The organism is Paenibacillus camelliae (assembly GCF_023715345.1).
GTDB lineage: Bacteria > Bacillota > Bacilli > Paenibacillales > Paenibacillaceae > Pristimantibacillus > Pristimantibacillus camelliae.
The window spans coordinates 36,159-56,296 of sequence record NZ_JAMBNY010000011.1 but is presented as its reverse complement, the minus strand read 5'-3'; the positions used below and the strand labels follow the sequence as shown (position 1 = coordinate 56,296).

The window sequence follows — 20,138 nt, the reverse complement described above, 5'->3', positions numbered from 1 at the left end:
CATTTTGGTGCAATGTATGAAAATAATGCTTCCCTAGTTCACGCCAAGTTTATCTAGCCGCCTCGATGGCTTGCTCGATCTGCTCGAACAGCTGCTTCGTCACCTCAGGATCGATGTCATTGTAGAATACATACTGATCACTTAGCTTCAGCCGGATATAAGGAGGATTATTTTTGAACACATACAGTCTCGTTTTACCGAGCTCACTTAAGCGGAAGTGACCACGGGCATATTTATTCGTAGCCTCGCCATTAGCCTTCGCTCCAGAAGGAATAGAAGTAACGAGCTCGACTTCCTCAATCTCCTCCATATCAAACGTAAAGGAATACATCGGATAATCAATCGCAATGTCATGCTCGGCAGTAATGGTAAGGGATGGTGACGTCAGCTCAGAACGAATCAGCAAGAAAGAAACACCACCGATCACTGCAACAAGCAACACCACTACGCCACCCATAATGATCTTTCCAGCAGTTGTACCGGTATTGATGGTTTCCCCTATACCGACTCGCTTCGGAACCATTAAGCTCTTATCGTACGGGTTATGGTACGTAAAGCCATTAGCCCAATACTCATCGTCGTCACTATATACGGTTTGACCATCCAGCTCCAGCATATCACGCTGCACCGTTTGGATGCTGCGGTATACACCTGCAATAAGCAGTATCGGAAGAATCGAGAATGAGATGGTGACAGCCAGCCATAGCTGAGACATCGCCTCCTGCTCATTTAGAAGAAGCATCGCAATGAGATAAAAGTGCAGGTTTTCTATTAGTGCAAGGAAGAAAAACAAATAGGATAATGATCTGCGCTTGGATTGATTCAAGGCGATATTAATATCAGAGTTTTCACTGTAAACGGTAGATTTGCTGCGGCGTATAAGCTGCATAATGACAAGGAACAGCAAGGTAATGCCAATCGCTCCGAACCCTAGGCTGTACAGCTGAGTATCCTGTGTTCCTATCCACCAGGTTAACAGCGCACCTAGTGCCAGCGGCAGTATAAAGAGGCCAAACGGTGCCGTTCGTTTATTTTTCAGCTGTGCTGCACGCAGGTCAGCTTGAATCGTATGCTTTTTCCCGACAAACCAGTCCTGCTGTCTCTTAAGCTCGAGCGTCGCTCGGAATGCTCTACGAAAAGGAAAGACAACGACGATAACAAAAGTACATGTCCATAGTAGAAAGTAAATGATTTGAAAAGCAGTCCAATTGTACATCGCAAAGAAGGGGAGATAAGCAATCAGCATCGAGAGCCAGACACGCTTATATTGCTGCTTATATTGTGACTGGACTTGCTGCAGCTCTGGATGCTCCATTGCTTCGGGCGGTAATGTAACGGCGAACAGCATACCATTTTTATAGGTAGCGACTGAACGGTAAGTTAAGACGATAACGAGGAATAGGATGATGGTTGGGATAGTAAAAATAATGCTCATCAGCATAGAATCACCTCTTGTCTAAGATTGGATATTCATCTGTGAAAATGTATTTTCGCATAGCTTCTGAAATTGCTCATGCGTCATGCCATGTACGACAGCCTCAGCGATCATCAGCTCGAGATTTTTCTCAAGCGCTGCTTCGTATTCTGCATGAATAGGATGAGCGAGTTGACCGCTAACCTTAGCTCCATGACGTCGATCGATGACAATATAGCCCTCTTGCTTTAATAAGGCATATGCCTTATTCACGGTCATCGTGTTAATGCCTAGATCCTCAGCAAGCTGACGAACGGTGGGCAGCCTCTCACCAATTGGAAGCTTACCCTTAGCAATACCAAGCACAATTTCATTGCGAAGCTGCTCATAAAGTGGGACTGCGCTATCCAGCTGCAAGGAAATGAGCATGACAATCTACGCTCCTTTTACACTTAAGTATTATATATATTAATACAAACAATACTTAAAGGCAAGGCTGCTTAAGCACATCTCGGAAGGTTTTGGCAATAAAACATAAATATTATCATTTACGAAACGGAATAGAGAGGGTGCATATATGTATAAAGCGGAGTATCTACTTTCTAAAATGTCCGTGATATAATGGGATATAGGTAGAAAATCCTCAATTATCATGATGCGATAAGAGCATCAATTCCTCTGTACTACACATCTGAGCAAGCTGTTACGACAGCCCTTCATCATGAACGTACTCAATTCGATACCCATACTTACAGAGACGATATCGGCTTCAGTATGAGCTGGAGCTAAACTTTATAGTAAGTGCTTAAATAATGGTTATGTATATATTCGGCAGCAGGATTGGTCTAACAGTGAAATGTATGACCTAAGTTGGTTGGAGCTTGATCCTATTCATGATGCAATAAGATTTGAAATGGAATAATAATAGATTGGCTTACAGGTGGGGATAAAAGGATGAAGGAACATTCGATGCACCAGAGTCTAGCCGTAAAGTGCTACGCAATGTATGGAGGTATTGGTTTTATCGTTGTAGCAGGCATGCTGTTTTCTAATGAATTTGTGAGCTATGGGTCAACTGAACAATTTCAACGTACGTTGTTCGGAGTAGGTATTGGTTACGTGCTGCTGCTTACTTTTCTCATATTATATACGCATATCCGTTTAACACGAGCAGCTAAATTAGCTAAAAAGGATACAGCTGAAATGGAGGCTAATGACGTGTGGCTGCACTTCACGTCATTGCCTAGTGAAGTATTTTGGGTCTACGCGTTAGCAGGGCTTACTATCGCACAAACGTATCGTTTGTACACTGCGGGATTGCCGCCTTGGCCAGAGAAAGAGCTGATGCAGTTTTGGAAAGGGCTTTTCTTGGATCTGTCTACCTTTGTAGCTTTTGCAATCATTCACGCCATCATGCTGAAATGGATTCTGCTGCAAGAGGTAAAGCGGCTTCATTTCGTTCAAATGCTGCAGCCTCGTATATACAATGTGGTCAATCGAATCAAGTTTATCGTTATCGGCATTTTGCTGTTCATGCTAATCAGTGTGTTCTGGCATAACTACGAAGGGATCGAACAAGGGGTTGCGCCGAACTGGCCCGTACTTATCGCTAGTTCTTCTATTATTATAACGATGGCGATTGCTGCGGTTTACGTGGCATCCTCTTATCTTATGGGAGATCTTAATCGGATGAGAGTGAATTTGTATCGATTAGATATAAAGAACGCAGATACACTCTCGCCGTGTCCTATCGTATCCCCTTATGAAGCTGGACAACAGACCGTAACCTTTAATCATTTACAGGATCAGCAGTTATTTCCTGATAAGCAGCTGAGCTTTGACGGTTGGACTATTAAAGGGCAGAGCCATGAGCTACAAGGTGGAACTACATTCTTCCATATATATGATGAGCAGGCTAGACGTATCGTTATGCTTGGAGGCAGTCTATCAGGCAATAAGCTTCCTGCCGCAATTGTTATGTCAGCCATACTCAAGATGTTTCGAGCGTATGCCGAGGAATATTATGCTTCAGACGCGATATTGTATCGACTGAAGCAGCAGCTTGCAGGTGCATTAAAGGATGATATGCTGCTTCATGTGGGAGTAATCTCTATCGATCTTGATCAAGCTGAGCTTGAATGGGGGCTTTTGGGACAGGTTCGGTGTATGGTTGTAGATGATGAAGGAAGCACCTCCTATGCAGCTGGTTCTAATCCAATTGGCTCGAGTATTATGTCATCCTTCAGCTATGGTTGCCAGCCATTACATGCTGTTCAGCAGCTCCAGCTGCAGGTTGATGTCAGGGAAAGCCAAGACAATTTCTCCACTTATACCAAAAACAACGTGATTACGTGGTTGCCCTTATTAACAGTTTGTCGTATGGAAGAGGAAGCATAAGAGGTAGGCGTTATCTTAATGCGCGGACAATTGTTTGTTTTCCGTGGTTACAGTGCAAATTACATAGGAAGAGGAAGCACCATTTTTTGACTAGCTTGTATCGACGTATCATACAAGCAGCAAGGAATGGTGTTTTATTTTGCCTAAAGTGTGATGAATGGTTGTAATTTATATCTTTTTTTACTAAATTTTATATAGTGGTAGGAAGTTTTCCTAGAACAACTAGATTAGTAGATCATTTATGAGATGAGGAATAGCGATGTGGCAGTGGGCAAAGCTTAATACGTTCCGTAAGCAAATGTTTGTTGTATATACAAGTATGATGCTAGTGATTCTATTAACGGTAGGAATTTATATCAATGTCCAAGTAAGTGAGCTGCTGCAGACAAATGCGGAGAAGCATATGAACAATACGGCGGTGCAGTCGATTGCCAATGTTGAGCTGCTTATGCAGCAAATTGATACATTCTCCTCGCAGGTAGCGACGAATGCGCTTGTCCAGACAATGATGCAGGACGACTACAGTGGCATAGAAGCAAGCTTCGACCAGTTGCAGCTGCTGCAGCAGGAGGTGCGCAAGCTGGAGGCCTATCAGGTCGGAATCAGGGCGATAGAGATCTATACGCTAGACCATGAGAGCTACTTGCCGATTAGCAATGAGCGGCTGAATGAACGGTATTCCCAGTCATTGATTACGCTATCGAATTTGGCACAGGGGAAGCTTGTATGGACGAATTACAGTGAGCGATTCGGTAACAGTATTGTGACCATACGCAATATTCGCTTGATGAATCAGTCGTTCCAGCATGTTGGCTATCTCGTCGTTCATGTCGACCCCTCGTTGTTCGATTTATCCTCTGTTGCAGATATGGAGCAGAGTGAGAATCAAGACTTTTTGTGGCTGACTGACCAGCTGGGCAACGTTATTTTCACCAATGCAAGCGCAGCTGTTACCTTGCCTGAAGCGACGGGGGATATGGATGTCGTTGAGATTAACGAACGCAGCTACTTTAACGTTAAGCGTAGTATCGCGATGGCGGACTGGGAGCTTAGCATTATGACACCTGTGACGAAAGCAACCGAAGGACTGGCACTGCTTCGTTCCACGATCATCATCTCACTCATCGTCAGCAGCATATTGTTTTTAATATTAAGCTTTTTCATTGCCGATCGAATTAGCCGACCTATTCTAAAGCTAATACGGGCGATGCGCGGAGCAAGACTCGGCGGTGGAGGGCTTAAGCATATTGATGAAACTAGCAACTCTATTGAAATTAATGAGCTTAATAATACATACAATCAAATGGTGGATTCCTTGCAGGCACTCATCCAAGTCGTCTATGAAAAAGAAATATTGCAAAGTCAAACGGAGCTTAAAGCATTACAGGCCCAGATCAATCCGCATTTTTTGTTCAATACACTAGAGGCTTTTTACTGGGAGCTGGAGGAGAATGGTCAATCTGAGCTTGCTGAGGTAATCGTGGCAATGAGTGGTGTATTTCGTTATGTCATTACGAAGCAGGACAGCGATCAATGGGTGACGATTGGAGCCGAGCTGGAGCATGCGGAGCGCTACCTGCTCATTATGAAGATGCGGCTTATGGATCGTTTCGAATGGGAAATTGATTGTGCAGATGAGTACAAAACCATTCCGATTCCTAAGCTGATGATACAGCCCATTATTGAAAATGCGATTGAGCATGGCATTGAGCGAAGTCTGCAGCGCGGCAAGCTGAGCATCCAGGTTAGCAGCAACTCCGCTCAGCAGCTTGTGATTACGGTAAAGGACAATGGACCTGGCTTCTCCAGCGAGCAGCTGCATCGCGTCACGCATGAGCTAACCCAAGGCTCGCTGCAGGTGGGAGCTACGCAAGACAAGCATCTTGGTGTTGGACTGAAAAATACGCATCAACGACTTAAGCTGTCATTTGGAGAGAAAACCGAAGGCTTGTCGATTAAAAGCTCACAGCAGGGGACAGAAGTGAGCTTCCACATACCAGTTCAATCTAGGGGGATGAATTGATGTTACAGCTACTCATTGCTGATGATGAGCCGCGTACGCGAGAAGGGATTAAACGAGTAATGGAAGGCTGGCTAACCGAGGATTATGAGATAAGGCTAGCAGAGAATGGACTTCAAGCATTAGAGCTGCTCGAGACATATGAGATCGATGTACTAATTTCCGATATTCGGATGCCTGGATTGTCAGGTCTGGAGCTGGTAGAACGGCTGAATGAGATGAGCAGGAAGCCGATGTGCATCTTCATATCGGGCTACTCGGACTTCTCATATGCGCAAAAAGCGATTCAATTCGATGCCGTGGATTACTTGCTGAAGCCGATTGAGAAAACCGTCATTATTGAAGCTGTTCAGCGTGCATTATTACGAAGAGAAGAGAGAATAGAGCAGAAGAGAATGAACTAGATCGTTAAACTCGAATGGGATCATAATGGATTTATTCAACCAGTACAAACTTGCAGAAGGTAGAAGTTTATTGCGCGGTATTGATGCAGTATATAGTGTACACGATTTCAGTTAAAGGGGAGATCAAGATGAAAACACAAAAGCTGATGCTTCTGCTTGTCCTATGCCTAACTGTTGTGTTTGCTGGTTGTGGTACCAGTAGCGGGAAAAAAGAAGGCAGCCATGCAGCAAGCAATCGTCAAGGTGAAAACGCCTCAGGTGATAAGGTCACGCTAAGCTTTATGCATTTATGGCCAGACGGTGTTTCCACAGCACAGAACAATGTGGTCAATGACATTATTGGTCAATATGAAGCTGACAATCCGAACGTAAAGATAAAGGTCGAAGTGCTTGATAATGAGCAATACAAAAACAAGCTAAAAATATTATCGACCTCGAACTCCTTGCCTGATGTAGGCGTAACCTGGGCAGCAGGCTTTTTACAGCCGTATGTAGAGGGGGGACTGTTCGCATCGCTTGACGACCTGCTTGGCAATGGTCTAGGCGAGCAATTCGTGTCAGGAACGACCGATGCCTTCCAAGTAGACGGCAAAACATACGGTGTGCCATTAGAGTTTAATATTGCTCCGATTTATTACAATAAAGAGATTTTTGCTAACCACAACCTTGAAGTGCCGACAACCTATGCCGAGTTTAAGCAAGTCATTGCGACGCTTACAGCTAATGGTATCGCACCGATTGCACTCGGTAATAAGGATCGCTGGACAGGTTCGCTATGGTATATGTATCTTGCAGATCGTATTGCAGGGCAAGAGGTGTTCTCCAGTGCATTAGCGGGCAAGGACACGTATATGCAGGATAGCTTGCTGCAAGCGGCAAGTGAGGTTCAACAGCTTGTAGACCTGAAGGCGTTCAATAAAGGCTTTAACGGACTTTCCAACGACGAGGGGAAAGCTGATTTTTATAATGAAACCGCAGCGATGTATTTGATGGGGACATGGGAGCTTGCGAACTTTACTGCTAACGAAGACGTGCCACAGGAGTTTAAGGCTAAAGTAGGCTTCTTCAAATTCCCTGTCGTTGAAGGTGGTGCTGGTGACGCGGATAGCTGGGTAGGCGGTCCTGGAGTAGGGCTGTTCGTAGCTGAGAATTCTCCAGTGAAGGATGCAGCGAAGGACTTTGTCGCTTACTTTGTTGAGAAATGGGGCGAAATAGCCGTAACTGATGCAGGTGTTATTCCGGCAACGAAGGTCGATACCGGCAGTGTGGAGCTGCCAGCTCTATATGTCGAGCTATTTAACGAGATGAACAATGCAAGCAGCATTACGTTATATGCCGATGTACAGCTAGAAGCAGATACAGCAGAGGTGCACTTGAATCAGATCCAGGCGCTATTCGGCAAGGCTGCAACGCCAGAGCAGTTCTCCGAAGCACATGAGCAGGCGATTAATCAATAAAACTAGACGGTATGCTAGCTTTTCCTTCCAGCCCATTCGTACTACAATGAGATGAGAGGCTAGGACGAAACGCTTTCCAGGGAGGAATGAATGGCAATGAAGCCTAATACGGTTATTTTATTTCAAGGGGACTCGATTACGGATGGCAATCGGGATCGAGGCAATGACTTGAATCATATTCTCGGACACGGCTACGCTTATATAATTGCGGGCAAGCTGGGCAGTGAGCATGCGGAAAGCAATCCACATTTTGTGAATCGCGGAGTGAGTGGAGATCGAGTATCGGATCTGTATGCACGCTGGAATGAGGACGCGATTAGCATTAAGCCGAATATTCTAAGTATACTGGTTGGGGTCAATGATGCTTGGCGCATTGTTCACAACGATGCGGGCGGTGTGACGGATCGCTTTGAGCGCGTGTATCGTCATCTGCTGGAGGAGACGAAGGAAGTGCTGCCGAATACGCAGCTCGTGCTATGTGAGCCATTCATACTTAAGACAAAAGCTACTGAGCAGCAGTTTGCCATGTGGCACGAATTAATTATGGACTATCAAGGGAAGGTTCGTCAGCTTGCTGAGCAATTTGATGCGATACACGTACCGCTGCAGGACGTGTTTGACGAGGCGGTAAAGCGGAAGGAAGCGGAGGCTTGGCTATGGGATGGTATTCATCCAACGGTTGCCGGACATTACTTGCTTGCTGAGCGCTGGCTTGAGGTTGTTGGGCGGAGCGGCTGTCTGAATAGCTGAACCTGAAGTATAACAGCAACGTGGTATCGGAGTTAGCAGCAAGTCAATGAGCAACAGGCTAACAAGCTAACAAGCGTAAAGAATTGCTTCTAGCTGGCTCAGATAGAGGAGATTAGGCTCGGAAGTTTAGCCGCATATATATTTAGCCGCATATATATTTAGCTGCTTGAATAGTTAGCAGCCTATATATTCAGTGTGATTAATAAAACAGCTGATGGCTGGTTTAATAAATGAGTTTATTACTTGAAGCATTTAAGTGGATGGATACATACAGGAGGCAGTCGTCTATTTAAGTCTAAGAGAGTACATACGACTCTGCATAATTTAGAAAATCCATTCGAGAGCAGACAAAGTAACGGGATAGGCACATTGCCTATCCCGTTTTGAGTTCATTTCTTGTCACACTTTCAGCTTTTATCAGCTCTAGTTACTTCATCCTGCCATAAGTCGTCGCGTCAGCAAGAACCGATCACTCTCCACACATCCCACTCGCCGGATAGATCTGGGCGCTCACCTTGCGTCCACCATTGCGCCTCATAGATGATTCCATTGTAGACCACTTGGTTGCCACTGGTATAAATTTGACTAGCATTCCACTCGGCTACCGGACAAGCTGGTGTAGCTGCTTCGTCTGTCGTAACGCTTAGAGGAGCGCTTGCGTCCGAGAGATTGCCGGCCGCATCGCGCGCTTTTACTGTAAATACATAAGTAGTATTGCTCGTTAAATTATTGATCGTGGTGCTAGTACCCGCTAGGCTTGACACAAGCGTGCCATCTCTGAATACCTGATAGCCGGTTACTCCGTTGTTATCCGTTGATGCTGTCCAGCTTAGTGATATCGAGGTTGCCGTTTTCCCTGTAACGGTTAGACCCGTCGGAGCAGTAGGAGGGGTGGTGTCAGGATCTCCTGTGCCAGGACCACCAGGGTCTGGACCTTCGCCGTTATTCAATTGCTCAGCCAACACGTCCAGCAGCTTCGTGCCGCTGCAGCTATATTGCGGACTAACGTGGCAGTCGGATGACAGCTCCCAGAACATGCCGCCGCCGAGGCCTCTTGATTTAATGTAATTAACTTTATGCGTAAAGGATTCTGAATCGTCATAGCTAATAAACGTTTTTGAAGAGGCATTGTATAGATAAGGTACTTTCGCCTCGTCATTCCAGTAACGGACAAAGCCGTTTTTGTTGACGTAATTGGCAACGAGATCGCCGTAATCAAATACGCCGCTTTCCCAAGTTCCCGCAGGTGTGCCCGTACATGGCTGGTATTGTCCATCACCATTGGCCCCTGGTGCACAGCCTGCCCAGCCGCGACCATAGAACGGAAGTCCAAGTACAATCTTTTCAGCTGGAACGCCTGCATTAAGATGACCTTGTACCCCACTGTCCGCGTTAAACGTGGCTGCATTTTCTACATTAGCTGCGATGGCTGCACTATCAAGGTACAGTGGAGCGTTATGCGCGCTTTGATTACTCCAGCCACCGTTGAAATCATAAGTCATAATGTTAATCCAATCGACGATCTCAGCAATCTCATCCAGCTCATTGTTTTCAGCGTAACTCGGCGAAGCAGAGGAAGCGATCGTTAGCGTGTACGTTTTATCATCCTCGATTTCCGCAGCATCCAAATAATTACGTACTTCCTGTAGTAGAAGCGTATGGTTTTGCTTGTCCTCTGGACGGTAGCTATTGCCAGGCAAGCCACCGCTTACCGGGTACTCCCAATCGAGATCAACGCCGTCCATCTGGTATTTACGGATAAAGTCAACCGCTGATTGGGCAAAGGCCTTACGCGTCGCATCGGATGCCGCTACGTCTGAGAAGCGGTTCGACCACGACCAGCCGCCTACCGAAATAATCGTTTTCAAATGTGGATGCTGTTGCTTTAGCTTAATTAGCTCGTTCAGATTGCCGCGAATGGGCTGATCCCATGTGTCTCCTGGAAATGATTTTTGTGCGTCAATCCACGGATCACCTAACACAATTGTACCGTTTGGTACGTTGATGGTTTGACCAGCTTCATTTTGGCATGGCCAGGTTTGAGGGTTAGGGCCAGTTGGGTCAGGATTTCCATGTGTACCGTTCCAGCAAATATCAGCAAAAGCATAGTTAATGTGTGTCAGCTTGGAGGCGTCAATATCCGCAACGTTGAAATTGCGTCCATAGGCTCCCCAGGAAGGAAAGTAACCAACAATTTTGTAGCTATTATCTTGCTGCGAGGTTGCAGTGGCCGCAAATGACGTTGGGCCAAAAGCGCTTACAATTAGAAGTAATACGGACATGAGCATCATACGAGTAGACCATTTTTTACTACGGTTAACCAAATTCATTACAAACATCTCTCCCTTCGATTTGACAATGCATTTCTAAAGAGAACTCTACGATGTAGTGAATGGTTGAAAACGAAGACAATGACACAAAATGTATGTAACTGGTAACTTTGTATACATTTGTGTTTCTCGTCTGTAGTTCTATTGTGCTGTAGCTTTACTCGTATTGAATAGGGGGAATTTTCGCTTGTAAGGGTGAAATTTATTATATATGCAGCCGAGTATAAGCAGCTTGTTGTGGAGTAGCTTTTCATAATAAAGGGAGGCAGCCTCTATCGAGGCTGCCTCCCAGTTAGTTAAAAGCTAGAATTTAAGTCGCTGATGCTTTTCAGATGATCCAATAAGAGCGTAAATGCTTATGCGGACATTGTTGCCTGATCTTGCCCAGCAGCATCTTGCTTCATCGTTGGTTTTTTATGCTTAGCCTTCCACTTTTCCTGCAATCTGCCGAGTACGATGTCCGTTACTATGGCAAGCAGAGCCGCGGGAATGGCACCGGCATAAATTTTAAGACTGTTACGCATATTGAGTCCGGCATAAATCTCTCTTCCTAAGCCGTCACCACCAATTAATGGTGCTAGGGTAGCAACCCCGATGGCGATAACCGCAGCGACGCGGAAGCCAGCCATTAAAAATGGCAGGGCGAGCGGAAGCTGAACTTTAATAAGCAGCTGCCAGTTATTCATACCTAGGCCTTTACCGGCTTGATTGATATTCGGATCAATCTCCTTTAAGCCAACATACGTATTTCGAATGATTGGCAGTAAGGAATAGAAGAATAAGCCAACAACAATCGTCTTAAAGCCTAGCCCAAGAAACATCATCAGAATCGCAAGCAATGCTAAGCTTGGTATAACCTGAATGACATTTGCTGCTGCCAATATAACAGAGGCCAGCTTCTCGGAGCGAGTGCATAGGACGCCTAAAGGAATTCCGACTAATAATGCAAGAGCCAGGCCACATATGACCATGACAATATGCTCAAGTGTGAGTTGAAGCAGGTTGGATGCATTGTCACTCAAGTATTGCATGAATGAACCTATTCCATTTGCTTGTAGAATCATAACTCGATCACATCCTTAAGCTTCACTCTTTAATAGATTATTTTCTTTCAAAAACTCAACAGCCACTTCCTTCGGACTGCGTTTGTTAACATCAACCTCATAGTTCAATGAAGTCATCGTTGCCGCATCGATTTTGCCAACGAGTGTCATCACAATTTCCTCTAGCTCAGGGTGCTTCTCTAACGTATCCTTGCGAAGTACAGGTGACGCATCGAATGGAGGGAAGAACTGTAGGTCATCCTCTAACGTTTGCAGATTGAACTCCTTGATGCCTGGGTCTGTCGTATACGCAAGAACGACATCGACCTGCTCATCTGCTACTGCTTGATAGACGAGTGAAATTTCCATTGGAAATACGTCATTAAAGGTTATGCCATAATGCTCCTGGAATGGGCGGTAGCCATCGTTATCTCTTTCTAGCCACGTCGTATCCACACCAAGCTTCATCGTATCTGCATAGTTTTTCAGATCAGAAACCTTCGTTAATTGATATTCATCTGCTAGCTCCTTGCGCACTGTAAAGGCGTAGGTGTTTTCAAAGCCAAATCCATCGAACCATTTAAAGCTAAAATTTTCGTCAAAGCCTTGCTGTGCTTGCTGCAATACCTCCTGACGATCCTTCGTATCTTCGATTTCAAAATAGTTATTGAAGATTTCTCCAGAGTAGAGCGTTGCCATTTGAATATCGTTTTTATCCATGGATTGAATAACGATTGGACTTGCAGCTAGATCCGCTACAATATCAACCGTAATGTCTGTATTTTCCTCAATAAGTGCCTTGTACATTTCCGCAATAATTTTAGGCTCTGAATACGTCTGCGTACCGATCGTAATTTTTTGTGAGCCTCCATTGCTGCAGCCGGAAAGCACCACGGTTGCGAGCAAGGTAATAGCGGTTATAAGTTTAAGACTTTTCCTCTTCATATTAATAAACACCTCTTGTTTTAGTTTTGTAATATAGATGATTGCATCGTGTAAAGCTTTAGTTTGCTTTTACTTTTCGAAATACTCGTTTCTCAATAAAGCCAAGAATTTGATCCGTAAGCACGGTTAACAGAATAGCTGCGAGCGCACCTGCAAGCACAAGCTCCTGTTTGTTCACGCCAATGCCGGATACAATAAGCTGTCCTAAGCCACCAGCACCGACAAGTGCGGCAAGCGTCGTCCAGCTAATAATATATACAATCGTCATACGCAGTCCGGACATAATGTACGGAAATGCAAGCGGCAACTGTATAGAAAATAATCGCTGTGATGCACTATAGCCCATCCCTTTAGCTGCTTCGACGATAGATTGATCTACCGATTGAAAGCCTGCGTAAGTGTTACGCAGTATAGGCAATATCGCATATAGGAAAAGTGCGAATATAGCGGGCTTCATGCCTATGCCGAATAAAGGCAGTAATATCGCTAGCAGCGCCAGGCTTGGAATGGTCTGAAAGAGATTGGCTATAGAGAATACAGCACTATGCAGCCATTTAATTTTGTTATTAGCCAAATACATCCCTACAGGTACTGCTATGAGCGTACTTAACAGGATGGAAATGACGGAGATCGTTAAATGCTCGCGCGTTGCGACTAAAATATCGGGGTAGCGCTCCTGTAGAAATTGGAGAAAGCTGCTTATCGTATTAGTGAACGGCATGGATCTCGCCTCCGATATGCTCTGATGTATAGAGCTCTGTCATATGGCTGATGACGGAACCTCTTGTGATCAGACCTACAAATTGATGTTCTTGCTTCACGATCGGCATATTCGAAAGCTGATGTTCATTCATAAGATTTAATGCGGCGGACAGCGAGGTTCCAGAAAGCACAACATGCGGGGCTGGCTTCATAACATCTGCAACAAGCTTTGTCTCATCCTTGTATTGATCGAGAATTTGATAGATAGAGACGCTGCCTAACAGCTTATTATTTTTATCAATAACAAAAAGTGAATCGACCTTGCGTGATTCCATTAGCTTCACTGCATAGGCAAGACCACGTGAAGGATAAATAACGGCAGGCTGATCGGCCATTACGTCGTCAACTGTAGGTTCCTGCATGGCTTGAACGGATTGCATACGCTTTGATCCGATAAAATGCTTAACGAAGTCATTGGCAGGGTGGCGCAATATTTGCTCGGGTGCTCCTGCTTGAACAATTTCTCCATCCTTCATTATGACGATGGTATCAGCAATCTTTATCGCTTCATCCATGTCATGGGTAACGAAAACGATCGTTGTTTTTATTTCCTGCTGCAAGCGAACTAATTCATCCTGCAGCTGCTCTCGACTAATGGGATCGAGTGCACTAAACGGCTCATCCATTAGAATCAGTACGGGATTGGCAGCGAGTGCTCGGATTACACCAACCCTTTGTTGCTGACCTCCACTTAACTCGGAAGGGTAACGATCTCGATAAATATTCGGATCTAAGCCTACAAGATTGAGCAGCTCGTCGACCTTAGCATTGATTTCTTTCTTATCCCATTTTAATAATCGAGGAACGACGGCAACGTTTTGTGCAATCGTCATATGAGGAAAGAGTCCGATGTTTTGAATAACATAGCCGATCTTTCTCCTCAGCTTAATTGGATCTAAATTTGCAATGTTTTCGTCTTGTAACAAAATCTCACCGGAAGATGGTGTGATAAGTCGATTGATAAGCTTCATCGTCGTTGTTTTACCACAGCCACTGGGTCCAATTAATACAGTAATTTCGCCTTGATTAATTGTAAGATTCAGATTTTTCAGAACTTGATGTCCATCATTGTACGTTTTGTTTATCGCTTTGAATTTAATCATAGCTGACCTCCTTCTATTCGTTGATGCTCATTCTTGAAAGTAGCAAGATGAAGTAGTAAGGCATGGCTTAAACCAGAAGATCGCTATGCTAGTATATGATTGGAAATTAATGTAAAAAAGTGCAAACGAACAATATACGCATAATGAGCTTCGGTTTTAAGCTAGTTAGTACTATAACACACATTTTTGTAACTAACAACCTATATGTTTAGTACAAGTTGTTAGTTATAGTTGAGATATATTATACAAAAATTACAAAAAAACGGTTAATTTCTTCGCTAAGAAACTAACCGTTTTTTTACTCTATCATTTATATTCAATTAGTTGGTTGGCTCAGGTTAAGGTAGGTTTTTGTTCGCTCTTCAACTTGACCGTCACCGACAACTACGAGCACATCATCCGCCCATATAATGACATGTGGTCCTGGCGAAATGGATACTTCTGTGCCTCTACGAAGAGCAATAATTGTAGCACCTGTATGCTGCCAAAATTGTAAATCACCAATCGTTCTTCCGACAACATGTGACTGTTCAGCAACCTTGATCTCGACGGGATGATAGGGCTTAAGACTTTGTAGTCTGTCTGATGCTTGAATAATCTCTTTTAATGTTGATTCAAAGCGTTGGTCAAGGTCCTTTTTAAGCTTGAGCAGCTCCTGCAAATCCTGTTTTAGCGAATATGCAGATTTAAGGTAGTTGTGTTTAGTAATGTAGTTATACGCGTGTTGATCGGAGAGAACTAAAATTTCTTTGCCCTGTGAAACGAGCACGATCTGTTCATCTTTTAGAAGTCCGATGGCTTTACGAATCGTTTCTGGAGAGACATGATACTGACTCGCAAGCAAAGAACGACCAGAAAGCTTACTATTCACTTTAAATTCTCCACTTACAATTCGTTGAGCGATGTCTAGGGCAATCGATTTATACCCTGTAATCTCTTGCATGATGCTTTCCTCGTCTTTCCTTATATCCATAGTGTATTTTCACTGTATTATAGCACACAAACATGCGATGCAATACGAGCGAAGTGTTAAGCATGACGTTTACAAATCCTGAAAAATTTACAATCCATGTATTGATTGAAGCTTGCCTATTTCCTATGATGAAAGGAGCTTATAAAGCAGTCGAGTGAAGATACGTTGTTTTAGTAGAAAATCAATAGATGGATGATGGAGGAACTTTCATGGAAGGCAATGAAGCAAGGATCGAACAGAGCTCTAAGCCGAAAAATAAAGCCGCAGCGCTGCTAGAGGTGTTGGCAGTTTCGTTCAAGCTTGGCTTAACCTCATTCGGAGGACCGGTCGCGCATTTAGGGTATTTCCATAACGAATATATTGAGCGAAGAAAATGGATGGATGAACGCAGCTATGCTGACCTCGTTGCGTTATGTCAGTTTTTGCCAGGACCAGCAAGCAGTCAGGTTGGAATCGGTATCGGCGTTATACGCTCTGGGCTGCTAGGCGGAATGATGGCGTGGCTAGGTTTTACACTGCCTTCCGTTATAGCGCTTGTCGTCTTTGCCTTAATTCTGCAAAGCAGTGGGCTAGGGGAGCTCGGCTGGATTCATGGGTTGAAGCTCGTTGCTGTTGCTATCGTTGCGCAAGCAGTATTAGGTATGGGACAAAAGCTGGCTAACAGCAGGTCCAAAGCGACCATAGCGATACTTGCTGCTTCGACGGTATTACTCTGGCAGTCGGCAGTAACCCAAGTGCTAGTCATTATCGTAGCTGGCAGTGTCGGCTTATTGCTATATCGCCATGCAGTGACAGCTAATGAGAAGCAGCTTGAGATTCCGATTCGAAAGGTCTTTGCTGCTAGCTGCTTATTGTTATTTTTCGTGCTGCTTATTCTGTTACCAGTGGCTACGCATTATGCCAATTGGGATTGGCTTGTAATCTTCGATAGCTTTTATCGAGCGGGCTCTCTTGTATTCGGTGGGGGGCATGTCGTGCTTCCGCTGCTAGAGCAGGAGGTTGTACCATCAGGACTTATCAGTGAAGGGGATTTTCTGGCAGGCTACGGTGCAGCACAGGCTGTACCTGGACCACTGTTTACGTTTGCGGCTTATTTAGGAGCGATGATGAATGGCATAGCTGGTGCGATCGTCGCCACTATCGCGATATTCCTGCCGGCATTTCTTTTGGTAATCGGAGCACTGCCGTTCTGGAATCAGCTGCGCCGCAGTGTTAAGATGCAGGGCGCTCTTCATGGCATGAATGCTGCAGTCGTAGGTATATTGCTAGCCGCGCTGTACGATCCGATATGGACAACAACGATTGCGACAACGACCGACTTTGTTGTTGCGGCACTATTGTTCGTTATGCTCGTCTTTTGGAAGTTGCCGCCTTGGGTTGTCGTTGTAGCAGGCATGCTCGGCGGTGCAGTGATGGCAATGTTGTAACGGGAATTCTCGGCAGTGCAGTGATGGCGAAGCTGTAGCGGGTGATGCTCGGTGGTGCAGTGATGGCGAAGCTGTAGCAGGCATGCTCGGCGGTGCAATGATGGCGATGCTGTAGGGGCGATCTCGGCGGTGCAATGATGGCGATGCTGTAATAATGAGTAGTAGTGACTGCGTTGCTGTATCATGGCAACGTTCACGCACGGGGGATACAGAGTGCTCATCACGTAGCAATTGGCCAAGTGATTCCGTCAGTAGCGGCGAGCGAACGTTGAAGAACGTCTTGTGGAAGCGTTAAAGGAGCTGCTGCCCATTAAGTTAGTTGAACTGACTTAATGGGCAGCTTTTTTTGTAGCTTTTTTGTTTTGCAGCACTTTAGTGTGAAGTATCACCCGAAATAACATATCAATGCGCCGATGGTGACACCTTATATGATAAATCATACAAAATGAGGTGCAGATGGGTGAAATGGTGGAGTTTTGTATGAAATTTCATCCAAAACAACTGTAATTGAGTAATAATTAAGCATTTTGTGTGAAGAATCACACAAAATGCTGCAACTTACGAGCCTGCTGCAAAGCTGCGCTCCAGAAGATATGACATGCTAACACGCATCAAGCTATGCATCCCAATATTATGAGCCTTCACCGTGGTTGTTGCGAGAATGGTTTGCGTTTTTGACCTTTTTAGAGCCTGAAAGCGGCTCGTTAGGTTGATGATTAGTATTAGCGCGATGATCTTTATTCGAATGATTGCGGTCCGTTCCTTTTGCCATCGTTAACTCCTCCAATATCGTTAAATTTGTTACCTAAAGTAACTTAATTGTGTCCTAAAAGTGCTCCACTCTAAATGTGCTCTAAATGTGCACAAATTGTATCTTGAACGTTTCGTTTTCCTATATTGCTGTATTTATTCTTGGTTCTCGTTCTCATATGCTTTTTTGCGGAAATGAAGCATGTCCTCATGACGCTGATCCATATGCTTTTGATTCAGCTGTTGGTTCGTATGAGCGGTTAGGTCTGTCGTTGTTTCCAATTCCTTGACGACGTTTTGCAGGTTTTTATCTATACCTGGCTTCGCTTTTGTCATTGATTCGTCAGTCCTTTCAAGCTTTGCGCACATTCATGAATATTGCGAACATAGCCCTCTACAAGATTTTGTGCATGGGTCGTTGTCTCGTCTGCAGCAGTGTTTCCTTTCTCCACATCAAGCAGCTCGACCTTAACCTCACGCTCATCAACATAGCTTAAGCGAAAATCAGCGGAATAATGACTGCGGCCACTATTGGCAATATGGATGAGCAATGTATCATCAAACTTAGCATCCGGTTGAACATTGCACTCATCCGCCTGATTAAGAAATGTCGGCAGCGTATTTTGCCATGCTTGGGCTAACGTCTGCTTATCAATAGGCAGTACATCTGACATTATCGTCACCTCCGAAGCTTAGTATGACCCGTCGACCATTCGCTATGCACGTATGCATTTCATCATAATGGGATTTGTATTTTGGAAATGGGATTCGTAGATGTGAAGTAAACATGGATGATTTTGGTAGGTTATAAAGTTTATGTTATGATAAATGGTGGTCTGTTACCTATACTGGTTTTTTTGATATTGGATTTTTAAGTAGGATAAGTTTGGAGAGGAAAATGATCGTGAAAAGATACATACGAATGGAATGGATTTATGCTATCGCAGCGTCCATCCTAATGGTCGTTCTGCTGTTTACAGGTGGCTTTATTGGGGTAGCGGATAACGGAGATTTTTTAAGAATAATGGGTTCAATTGGTCTTAACTACTATGATATGTCGGAAGCATATGAGGATCGATTTTTTCGTTATGCCCATGCACTTTATGCTTATGATGCGTTTTTTAGAGGCTTTTATCCGTCAACGCAGCTAATTATTGTGGCTATCGCTAGATTTTTTGCTCAGCTGTTCAACTCCGCTGTATTTGATATTCGTGTACTTGGGGCAATTTATGCCATTCTTCACGTGACAGCTAATGTAATCCTTATTCATGTGTATCGTGTAAAAGGATGGCTTGTATCCATTGTACTAACAGCACTGCTGCTTTTTGTTTTTCACGATGTTGGCTATGTAGCGTATTTTAATTCGCTTTATGGTGAGCCGGTTTCGCTGATTTTTTTATTGCTGACGATGGCTTTAGGCTTAAAGCTTACATATGATGAGAAGCCGACGAAGACATTGCTCGTCATGTTTTTTATCGCATGCATTTTCTTAGTCTGCTCGAAAACACAGAATGCTCCGGTTGGCATATTGTTCGCCATCATTTTTATTCGATTAGCATTTGTCCGTGATTATAGTCTTAGCTGGAAGCGACTTGCATTATCGCTAGGTGCTGCATTAGTGGTTATCTCGGCAGCGATGTACATATTGGCGCCGAAGGACTTTAAGCAAATTAATTTATATCAAACGGTATTTTTTGGCGTGCTGCATCATTCGGACGATGTCGAGAATGACCTGAAGAAGCTTGGATTACCGAGCTATTTATCAGTGTTAGCTGGAACAAACTATTTTCAAGGAGATACAGAGATTAAGCAGAATGATCCGAGGCTTGAGGAGGATTTTTATAGCCGCATCTCACATGTAGATATTATGCTGTTCTATCTGAAGCAGCCTGGTCGTTTCATAGAGATGATGGCCTATGCAGCAGAGCATAGTATGAATATTCGTCCATACTACTTGGGGAATTATGAAAAAGCAGAGGGGAAGCCGCCAGGAGCAGTGACCTTTAAGTATAGTGGCTGGAGTGAATTTAAGCGAAGTGTTATCCCAAGCAAGCTATACTTTATCGTGCTCGTGTATGTACTCTACTACGGTGCAGCGCTGTACGAGTGGCTGCGTGCACGTCATCATAGAGATCGCATTCGTGCAGAGCTGTTTATGCTGTTAGGATTGGTGGGCTGTGCTGCCTATCTCATTCCGATTGTCGGGGACGGGCTCGCTGATCTAAGCAAGCATCTGTTTATGTTTAACGTTGTATTCGACATGATGCTCGTTGCTATAGTCGTGTGGCTTGCATATAAAGCTAGACTAGCTTTGCAGGGCTATCGCAAGCATAATTAGGGATTAGCTTCCATTAACCTACCTC

18 protein-coding genes are annotated in these 20,138 nt (G+C 44.4%); 7 read left to right on the top strand and 11 right to left on the bottom strand.

Features of this window, described 5'->3' with window-relative positions:
* Positions 1-49: 49 nt before the first annotated feature.
* Complete coding sequence (locus tag M3180_RS16265; protein WP_251669430.1) at positions 50-1,441, bottom strand: DUF5808 domain-containing protein; 1,392 nt, start codon at positions 1,439-1,441, stop codon at positions 50-52.
* A gap of 15 nt (positions 1,442-1,456) precedes the next feature.
* Entirely contained in the window at positions 1,457-1,843 is a 387-nt protein-coding gene (locus M3180_RS16260) for a GntR family transcriptional regulator (RefSeq protein WP_251669429.1), read from the bottom strand.
* Between the two features lie 525 nt (positions 1,844-2,368).
* On the opposite strand from M3180_RS16260, the gene M3180_RS16255 reads away from it, so the two are divergent.
* From M3180_RS16255 to M3180_RS16235, 5 genes are all read left to right on the top strand, one after another.
* Positions 2,369-3,811, top strand: coding sequence for a SpoIIE family protein phosphatase (locus M3180_RS16255; RefSeq protein ID WP_251669426.1), 1,443 nt, complete (start codon positions 2,369-2,371; stop codon positions 3,809-3,811).
* 259 nt (positions 3,812-4,070) lie between these two features.
* Positions 4,071-5,834, top strand: a complete 1,764-nt coding sequence (locus tag M3180_RS16250) for a sensor histidine kinase (protein WP_251669424.1) — start codon at positions 4,071-4,073, stop codon at positions 5,832-5,834.
* The gene (locus M3180_RS16245; RefSeq protein ID WP_251669422.1) at positions 5,834-6,235 is read left to right on the top strand and encodes a response regulator; all 402 of its coding nucleotides are present in this window, start codon (positions 5,834-5,836) and stop codon (positions 6,233-6,235) included. Before M3180_RS16250 ends, M3180_RS16245 begins: the two co-directional genes overlap by 1 nt.
* Positions 6,236-6,363: 128 nt before the next feature.
* Positions 6,364-7,692, top strand: coding sequence for an extracellular solute-binding protein (locus tag M3180_RS16240; protein WP_251669420.1), 1,329 nt, complete (start codon positions 6,364-6,366; stop codon positions 7,690-7,692).
* A 90-nt stretch (positions 7,693-7,782) separates the two neighbouring features.
* Positions 7,783-8,442: an SGNH/GDSL hydrolase family protein gene (locus tag M3180_RS16235; RefSeq protein ID WP_251669418.1), complete on the top strand. Its 660-nt coding sequence runs from the start codon at positions 7,783-7,785 to the stop codon at positions 8,440-8,442.
* A gap of 455 nt (positions 8,443-8,897) precedes the next feature.
* On the opposite strand, the gene M3180_RS16230 is transcribed toward M3180_RS16235, so the two are convergent.
* From M3180_RS16230 to M3180_RS16205, 6 genes are all read right to left on the bottom strand, one after another.
* Entirely contained in the window at positions 8,898-10,772 is a 1,875-nt protein-coding gene (locus M3180_RS16230; protein WP_251669416.1) for a glycosyl hydrolase family 18 protein, read from the bottom strand.
* A 356-nt stretch (positions 10,773-11,128) separates the two neighbouring features.
* A complete protein-coding gene (locus M3180_RS16225) occupies positions 11,129-11,836 on the bottom strand; it encodes an ABC transporter permease (RefSeq protein ID WP_251669414.1) in 708 nt (235 codons plus the stop codon).
* Positions 11,837-11,851: 15 nt separating this feature from the next.
* Positions 11,852-12,760 (bottom strand): glycine betaine ABC transporter substrate-binding protein, encoded by a 909-nt coding sequence (locus tag M3180_RS16220; RefSeq protein ID WP_251669411.1) that lies wholly within the window; start codon positions 12,758-12,760, stop codon positions 11,852-11,854.
* A gap of 58 nt (positions 12,761-12,818) precedes the next feature.
* Entirely contained in the window at positions 12,819-13,481 is a 663-nt protein-coding gene (locus tag M3180_RS16215) for an ABC transporter permease (protein ID WP_251669409.1), read from the bottom strand.
* Complete coding sequence (locus M3180_RS16210) at positions 13,468-14,625, bottom strand: ABC transporter ATP-binding protein (protein ID WP_251669407.1); 1,158 nt, start codon at positions 14,623-14,625, stop codon at positions 13,468-13,470. Before M3180_RS16210 ends, M3180_RS16215 begins: the two co-directional genes overlap by 14 nt.
* Before the next feature lie 316 nt (positions 14,626-14,941).
* Positions 14,942-15,568, bottom strand: a complete 627-nt coding sequence (locus M3180_RS16205) for a TrkA C-terminal domain-containing protein (RefSeq protein ID WP_251669405.1) — start codon at positions 15,566-15,568, stop codon at positions 14,942-14,944.
* A 239-nt stretch (positions 15,569-15,807) separates the two neighbouring features.
* Here M3180_RS16205 and M3180_RS16200 point away from each other — a divergent pair, with 239 nt between their 5' ends.
* On the top strand, positions 15,808-17,025 hold the full coding sequence (locus M3180_RS16200; protein WP_251669402.1) for a chromate transporter: 1,218 nt from the start codon (positions 15,808-15,810) through the stop codon (positions 17,023-17,025).
* Between the two features lie 631 nt (positions 17,026-17,656).
* On the opposite strand, the gene M3180_RS16195 is transcribed toward M3180_RS16200, so the two are convergent.
* The 3 genes from M3180_RS16195 to M3180_RS16185 form a co-directional block, all read right to left on the bottom strand.
* The gene (locus M3180_RS16195) at positions 17,657-17,797 is read right to left on the bottom strand and encodes a small acid-soluble spore protein P (protein WP_251669401.1); all 141 of its coding nucleotides are present in this window, start codon (positions 17,795-17,797) and stop codon (positions 17,657-17,659) included.
* Between the two features lie 134 nt (positions 17,798-17,931).
* A complete protein-coding gene (locus tag M3180_RS16190) occupies positions 17,932-18,111 on the bottom strand; it encodes a hypothetical protein (RefSeq protein WP_251669400.1) in 180 nt (59 codons plus the stop codon).
* Positions 18,108-18,449 (bottom strand): hypothetical protein, encoded by a 342-nt coding sequence (locus M3180_RS16185; protein WP_251669398.1) that lies wholly within the window; start codon positions 18,447-18,449, stop codon positions 18,108-18,110. The genes M3180_RS16190 and M3180_RS16185 overlap by 4 nt, the downstream gene beginning before the upstream one ends.
* Before the next feature lie 230 nt (positions 18,450-18,679).
* Here M3180_RS16185 and wsfD point away from each other — a divergent pair, with 230 nt between their 5' ends.
* Entirely contained in the window at positions 18,680-20,113 is a 1,434-nt protein-coding gene (gene wsfD / locus M3180_RS16180) for a glycan biosynthesis hexose transferase WsfD (protein WP_251669396.1), read from the top strand.
* The last annotated feature ends 25 nt before the right edge of the window (positions 20,114-20,138 follow it).